The sequence below is a fragment of the Candidatus Enterococcus wittei genome (assembly GCF_002140175.1).
GTDB classification, from domain to species: Bacteria; Bacillota; Bacilli; order Lactobacillales; family Enterococcaceae; genus Enterococcus_B; species Enterococcus_B wittei.
Map to the genome: position 1 here is coordinate 575,402 of NZ_NGMO01000003.1, position 7,316 is coordinate 582,717.

8 protein-coding genes are annotated in these 7,316 nt (G+C 36.3%); all 8 read right to left on the bottom strand.

Annotated features, from left to right (window positions below; genetic code table 11):
- Window positions 1-55 precede the first annotated feature (55 nt).
- Entirely contained in the window at window positions 56-733 is a 678-nt protein-coding gene (locus A5844_RS10365; protein ID WP_086285105.1) for a TVP38/TMEM64 family protein, read from the bottom strand.
- 593 nt (window positions 734-1,326) lie between these two features.
- Window positions 1,327-1,674, bottom strand: coding sequence for an EF2685/EF0750 family sortase-dependent surface protein (locus A5844_RS10370; protein WP_086285106.1), 348 nt, complete (start codon window positions 1,672-1,674; stop codon window positions 1,327-1,329).
- A gap of 13 nt (window positions 1,675-1,687) precedes the next feature.
- Window positions 1,688-2,359, bottom strand: a complete 672-nt coding sequence (locus A5844_RS10375) for a hypothetical protein (protein WP_086285107.1) — start codon at window positions 2,357-2,359, stop codon at window positions 1,688-1,690.
- Between the two features lie 82 nt (window positions 2,360-2,441).
- Window positions 2,442-2,969, bottom strand: a complete 528-nt coding sequence (locus tag A5844_RS10380) for a hypothetical protein (protein WP_086285108.1) — start codon at window positions 2,967-2,969, stop codon at window positions 2,442-2,444.
- A 200-nt stretch (window positions 2,970-3,169) separates the two neighbouring features.
- Entirely contained in the window at window positions 3,170-5,332 is a 2,163-nt protein-coding gene (locus A5844_RS10385) for a hypothetical protein (RefSeq protein WP_086285109.1), read from the bottom strand.
- A gap of 573 nt (window positions 5,333-5,905) precedes the next feature.
- Window positions 5,906-6,253: an EF2685/EF0750 family sortase-dependent surface protein gene (locus A5844_RS10390; protein ID WP_086285106.1), complete on the bottom strand. Its 348-nt coding sequence runs from the start codon at window positions 6,251-6,253 to the stop codon at window positions 5,906-5,908.
- Window positions 6,254-6,266: 13 nt separating this feature from the next.
- Complete coding sequence (locus A5844_RS10395) at window positions 6,267-6,938, bottom strand: hypothetical protein (protein WP_086285107.1); 672 nt, start codon at window positions 6,936-6,938, stop codon at window positions 6,267-6,269.
- A gap of 82 nt (window positions 6,939-7,020) precedes the next feature.
- A partial coding sequence (locus A5844_RS14315; RefSeq protein WP_179190586.1) for a hypothetical protein occupies window positions 7,021-7,316 on the bottom strand: 296 nt, incomplete at its 5' end.

The window sequence follows — 7,316 nt, forward strand, 5'->3', positions numbered from 1 at the left end:
CAAAAATAATTGGAAACAGGAAACATTTAGAAAGAGGACGAAACATCAAATACTTTCAATTTACTTGATGTTTGCGTCGATCTTTATAGATAACTACGACAAGTACTGTCAGAATCAGCACACTAGCGACTAACAAAAGAGCGGTTTTATGATTCCCATGAAACAGTGCTTCTCCTCCACAAGCATACAAAAGCGAAGAAGGAATTACTCCGATCAAAATCGATAAGAGAATTTCCCTTATACGAAGATTTAATGTGATAGCCGCAAAGTTAATCAAAGATGAAGGAATGATCGGTACCATGTACCCAATCATCACACCAATCTTTGGATGCCTCATATGACGAATCGCTTTAACCCAGCGATTTTCTTTTTTCGATTGATCAAATAAAGATAGATGTTGCATCAAAAAAATAGATAAGATATTCCCTAACGTATTCCCTAAGACATTGATCAACGTTCCCAAAAATGGTCCATAGCTCAAGCCAACGATTACCCCCACAACCGAAGTGGGTATTCCTGGAATCGCACACATGAGGCTAATCATAATGATCAAGATGACAGCTGCCGATAGACCATGGGAACGAATGCTGTCCATCAATTCTTGGCGACTGGCTTTAGGATCAAAAAACAAGTGAATATCCGGTTGATACTCTATATATAAGCGATAACCAACAAACAGCATCAAAAGAACGCCTATGATGATTAAAGCCCAACGAATCTTTTTCTTTTCCATAGCTCCTCCTATTATGAAAGCTTTATCTGACATCAGTTTAAACTAATCAACTAAAAAGAACAAATGTGATACAACTTAAACTCTGTTCCTTCTACTACTTTATTAGAAAATTGATACGATCAAAAATTCCTTTTTTATAATCATAGATATTTAGTTGGCCTCGGATATCTCTTATCTATTCCCACTCATTCACCAAATACAACAATCACTTTTCCTTTTTTACGAAGATAACACTAAGTTATTCTTATTGTCACTATCAGACTTTCGAAAAATTCAAAGAGAAAAGTTTGCAAAAATAATACATTTTTTCAACACAAAATACTCAATAGTAATCACTTGCTCCCAAAAGCAAAATATACTCATTAATGTCGCATATAAATATTCTATGGTTTCAACTCATCAGAAAATATGAACCTTTCTAATAAATAAACTTACGCAAAAGAACAAATAAAAAAGTAGAGAGAAACTTTAGCATTTCTCTCTACTTTTTTATTTTAACTCTACCTTCATTCACAAAGAGTATGAGTGGCACCCTTTTATTTAAACTTTTACTAATTGAATTGATTCAATTTTCTACTCTATTTCGTAAAGAATCATTGATTCTGTGCCATTTCTCTTCTTTGTCGATAAAGCTTAGTCAGTGCTAGGAGGGAAAGGAGGCTACCTAAAGCAATCAATAGTAAGCTTCTCCCCTCTCCCGTTTTAGGAAAATTTGGTTGAGTAGGCTTTGCGCTATTCACTGGTGTTTTTTTTGGTGGCGATAGCTCCTCTGCAGGAGGTCTTTCACTCTCACCTGAAGTACCAATGTAACCAGTAGCGGAAATCTCCATCTCTGTTCCATGTTCACTCCCATTAATCGTTGCAGCATAACTAATTACAGGAGAAAACAAACCTAACATCAGTAACCCCACCAAAGCTAGGGATAACGTTTTTTCCTTCATAGATATTCTCCTATTATGGTAGTTCTGGCCCTGTATTCGTGCGATTTTGTGCTTCGAAATGAAGTCCTAATTTAAAGTCGACTGTTTGTGAAGTATCTTTATCTGTAGGATCAAATTTTGTTGTATCTGTTTTACCAACAACTTGTAAAGCAACGGAAGTTGGTCCTGTAAAATCAGTTCCTGTCGCATTTGGACTTGCTAGTGTTGTCAAAGCGGTTGGGGAGATGGTTTGTTCTTGTCCACCAACAATCAAATCTAAGATTTTTGTTCCTGACTGGTTCAATGATAGTGTATCCACTACCCCACTTGGATTGTTGACATTTTTTAATTCTTTCACTTCAATTTTTACTGGACGTCCAGAGTGATTGGTGATTGAATGGTCAGCAGAAACAATATCTTCATGATCAGAATTTTCAGTAGAGTGGAAAACAAAATTCGTTGGTACACTGACATTAATCCACTGGTCTGGATCTACAACGCTCCCATCCGGGTCAGTATTGTCCACTGCACCAATTGAACCTTTGAATTGCCAATCCCAGTCAGTAACAATCGGATCGGTGCTGTTATCAATCGTGGTTGTTCCTACATTATCCACTGCATCCGCAAATACTTCGCTTACTCCAATCAATGATCCTGATACTAGTACTGCTCCACAAAGTAAATTTGCTAGAATATTTTTTTTCATCAATATATTTCTCCTTTTTATTTTGCATTATTTTTTATGAACACTATATATGTAAATCCCTTTTTTTGGGAGATTACCACTTTTAACTGTGAACTGTAATATCTACACCCACACTGGTCTCACCGACCTTTTTCTTTGCTTCTAAATCGTAAAACTCTAGTTTGACATTTCCCTTATAAGCCCCTGGATCCAATGCTTTATCTAATGATACATTTGCGATTTCTTGTCCCGGAAGAATCATACCGGACTTCATCAATTCTTCTCCAGTATCCGCATTTAACAAAATTGCTTGTTGACCGGTGGTATTCGTGGGCAAATTTTGTACACGTATAGTAGCTGTTGTTCCATCAGCCTCAACTTCGACACTCGGATATACATTGATCGTCACGCTACTTGCATCCGCTAATTCATCCATGTACTTTTTCAACTCATCATCTTTCATATCTTTTGCTAATCTCCCATCAGGAAAGGAAGCAGATACAATTGCTACTGGCTTTGAGGACAGGTGATACCAAACCCCACCAGCCACTGCCAAAAGCATGGCAAAAAAGAGTAGTAGTAAGAGTCTTTTTTTCTTTTGTTCATCTTGTTTTGTAATATGTTCGTTCATAACTGAAATGTTTCCTTTCTGTGTATGGTATCTCTTGGAACTCCTGCATATCTCAAAATGTGACCCTTGTCCAGAGTCGCTAATACTTGATGATAGTCAAGTTTCGTTTTTACCCTTTTTATCATCATACTAAATTGTTTAACGTTCTATTTGTAAAATCATGAGCTGTGATTTCAGTATATAGACTGTTTGGTAAATGCCTATTCGCCCTCTTTGACAGGTGTTGTTCCACCCCCACCCGTATCATTTCCTGCTTCAAAATGCAAGGTCAATTGTACGGTAACTTCTTTTGCCGTTTGCTCTTTTGTTGGGACATCACCAAAGTAAGCCCCTCCTAGGGAAACCGTTCGTGCTTCTTTTGGGTCAAATAGAATGCTTTCATCTATACCACCTCCATTATTATGCAGGTAAATGGGGGTGTCTCCTTTATCAAGATTCAACTTCAAATGCATCGCTTCCTCCCCAAGATTTGGCGTTACATTAGGAGATAAGAAATCGATATTATGGACATTTAACACTGAAGAAAAATCATTATCTACATTGAAACTGACATTCAAGGAACGTTCAGATAGATTTTCAATCGTTTGAGTGTTGCTCTTGATGTTTTCATCGGTGGTTTTTTTGAGTGCATTGTCTACCGAGAAAAACATTTTTGTTGGAAGTTTTACGTGAATCCATTCTTTATTAGACGGTTGCTCTACAGACACACCATCTAGATTGACGTAAAGTGAACCGGCTGATGCTCGATCAATATCAACAAAACTAGCGAAATAAGATACATATGCACGTTTAACGCTAATCCCCGCAATGTACTCAAAGCTTCGCCCTGGTGTGCGTAACAAAATATACTCAGAATCTAAATTTCCTTGCTCATTTTTGATATTGGCAAGATATTTATATTGAAAAGCATTATTGTCTCGATAATATTGTCCTAGTGTACCCTCTACCCAGTCATCACCATTGGCTTGACCCAAATTTGGTATATCTTGAACACTTAATGCAAAGGCTTGACGGTCATTAAGTGTTCCATTTGTTAACACTTTGGTCGACCAATCTTTTCCTACACTTGTTTTAGCTGCATAAATAATCCCACTTGACCATCTGTCATAAGTAGTAAAAAACCAGTAATCATAACCAGTACCACCAACCAAGTAATCGTTTTGTAAAACTTCTTCAAGAGTTGGGGTCTTAACTTCTACAGGAAGGACATAATCTTCAGCATCTGTACCAGCTACTTTTGTTTGATACCAATTATCTATCATTTTTTTTAAGTTGCTTGTATTGTAACCATCATCATCTTTATCGTTTTTATAAAAGGTTGTACGCTCTGAGGGTTCTACGAATGCTCCTATGCCTGCATGTTTTAAACTACTTACTAATAAATTATCATTTTCGTCTTTTTTGATAACCATCATATCTTCAACTAGAAAACCACGTATCACATCATATGGCTGAATATCACTTATTTTTTCCACGCGTGTCCAATTTTCTTCATTGGTGGTTACATTGCTATCTTGACTATCAGGAATCCGAAATATTTGAATAGGTTGGATCCGAAATTCCTTACTTGTTACTTTGACTTCTTTATACCCATCTCCTGCTGGAATCTCCACTACTAACTTAGCAAGAATATCTGAATCTTTGATATCTAAATTGTCTAACTCCTCTTGTTTGATTTCGGAACCATCATTGGTGTGAACCAAACGGTAAATAGCCTTTTCTGATAGAACTTCATCTGTACTCTTGCTTGTCTTATCTTCAAAACGTACTAGTTTTTGTAGTGATTTTTGAGATGAGATATCTGCAGTTCTTGGGATATCTCTTGGCTGTGTTACGAAAATTAAATTTCGTTCTTTAAGCGGTATCTTCTCTTCATTAGCAGATGTATCTTCTTCCTCTGTTTGTTCTTGAGTACTTTCTATTGTCTCACTTTCATCTGTTAATATGTCGGTCTCTGTTTCTGAAGTACTATCTTCTGTTTTACTTTCATCTGTTAATATATCGGTCTTTGTTTCTGAAGTACTATCTTCTGTTGCACTACCTTCTGTTGATATGTCGGTCTCTGTTTCTAAAGTGGTATCTTCTGTTGTACCTTCATCTGTTGGCATGTTGTTGTCCGATTCTAGCGTGTTATCTTCAATTTCTTCTGAGTCACTAGAAAAAGCATCTTCGATTGGCGTTGCTTCATCATTTCCTGAAGAAGGAGCATCATTTTCGATTACTAAAGAATTATCATCGACTTCTTTTGTATTTTCTGCAAACACGCCTAAAGTAGGATTAAGAGAATGTAATACCAAAATACTAAGTATTATCAACGGTGTCATCTTTTTAAAAATTTTTCTTTTTTTATTTGGATAATTCATCTTTTGTCACACCTTACTTTTATGTATATAATTTTTACAGTAAAAAATAGCATTACTACAGTCATACATTCATAATAAAGGTGAACTCCCAAAAAAAGTCAGATGTGTATAAGAGACAGATCATAGATATTTAGTTGGCCTCGGATATCTCTTATCTATTCCCACTCATTCACCAAATACAACAATCACTTTTCCTTTTTTACGAAGATAACACTAAGTTATTCTTATTGTCACTATCAGACTTTCGAAAAATTCAAAGAGAAAAGTTTGCAAAAATAATACATTTTTTCAACACAAAATACTCAATAGTAATCACTTGCTCCCAAAAGCAAAATATACTCATTAATGTCGCATATAAATATTCTATGGTTTCAACTCATCAGAAAATATGAACCTTTCTAATAAATAAACTTACGCAAAAGAACAAATAAAAAAGTAGAGAGAAACTTTAGCATTTCTCTCTACTTTTTTATTTTAACTCTACCTTCATTCACAAAGAGTATGAGTGGCACCCTTTTATTTAAACTTTTACTAATTGAATTGATTCAATTTTCTACTCTATTTCGTAAAGAATCATTGATTCTGTGCCATTTCTCTTCTTTGTCGATAAAGCTTAGTCAGTGCTAGGAGGGAAAGGAGGCTACCTAAAGCAATCAATAGTAAGCTTCTCCCCTCTCCCGTTTTAGGAAAATTTGGTTGAGTAGGCTTTGCGCTATTCACTGGTGTTTTTTTTGGTGGCGATAGCTCCTCTGCAGGAGGTCTTTCACTCTCACCTGAAGTACCAATGTAACCAGTAGCGGAAATCTCCATCTCTGTTCCATGTTCACTCCCATTAATCGTTGCAGCATAACTAATTACAGGAGAAAACAAACCTAACATCAGTAACCCCACCAAAGCTAGGGATAACGTTTTTTCCTTCATAGATATTCTCCTATTATGGTAGTTCTGGCCCTGTATTCGTGCGATTTTGTGCTTCGAAATGAAGTCCTAATTTAAAGTCGACTGTTTGTGAAGTATCTTTATCTGTAGGATCAAATTTTGTTGTATCTGTTTTACCAACAACTTGTAAAGCAACGGAAGTTGGTCCTGTAAAATCAGTTCCTGTCGCATTTGGACTTGCTAGTGTTGTCAAAGCGGTTGGGGAGATGGTTTGTTCTTGTCCACCAACAATCAAATCTAAGATTTTTGTTCCTGACTGGTTCAATGATAGTGTATCCACTACCCCACTTGGATTGTTGACATTTTTTAATTCTTTCACTTCAATTTTTACTGGACGTCCAGAGTGATTGGTGATTGAATGGTCAGCAGAAACAATATCTTCATGATCAGAATTTTCAGTAGAGTGGAAAACAAAATTCGTTGGTACACTGACATTAATCCACTGGTCTGGATCTACAACGCTCCCATCCGGGTCAGTATTGTCCACTGCACCAATTGAACCTTTGAATTGCCAATCCCAGTCAGTAACAATCGGATCGGTGCTGTTATCAATCGTGGTTGTTCCTACATTATCCACTGCATCCGCAAATACTTCGCTTACTCCAATCAATGATCCTGATACTAGTACTGCTCCACAAAGTAAATTTGCTAGAATATTTTTTTTCATCAATATATTTCTCCTTTTTATTTTGCATTATTTTTTATGAACACTATATATGTAAATCCCTTTTTTTGGGAGATTACCACTTTTAACTGTGAACTGTAATATCTACACCCACACTGGTCTCACCGACCTTTTTCTTTGCTTCTAAATCGTAAAACTCTAGTTTGACATTTCCCTTATAAGCCCCTGGATCCAATGCTTTATCTAATGATACATTTGCGATTTCTTGTCCCGGAAGAATCATACCGGACTTCATCAATTCTTCTCCAGTATCCGCATTTAACAAAATTGCTTGTTGACCGGTGGTATTCGTGGGCAAATTTTGTACACGTATAGTAGCTGTTGTTCCATCAGCCTCAACTTCGACACTCGGATATACAT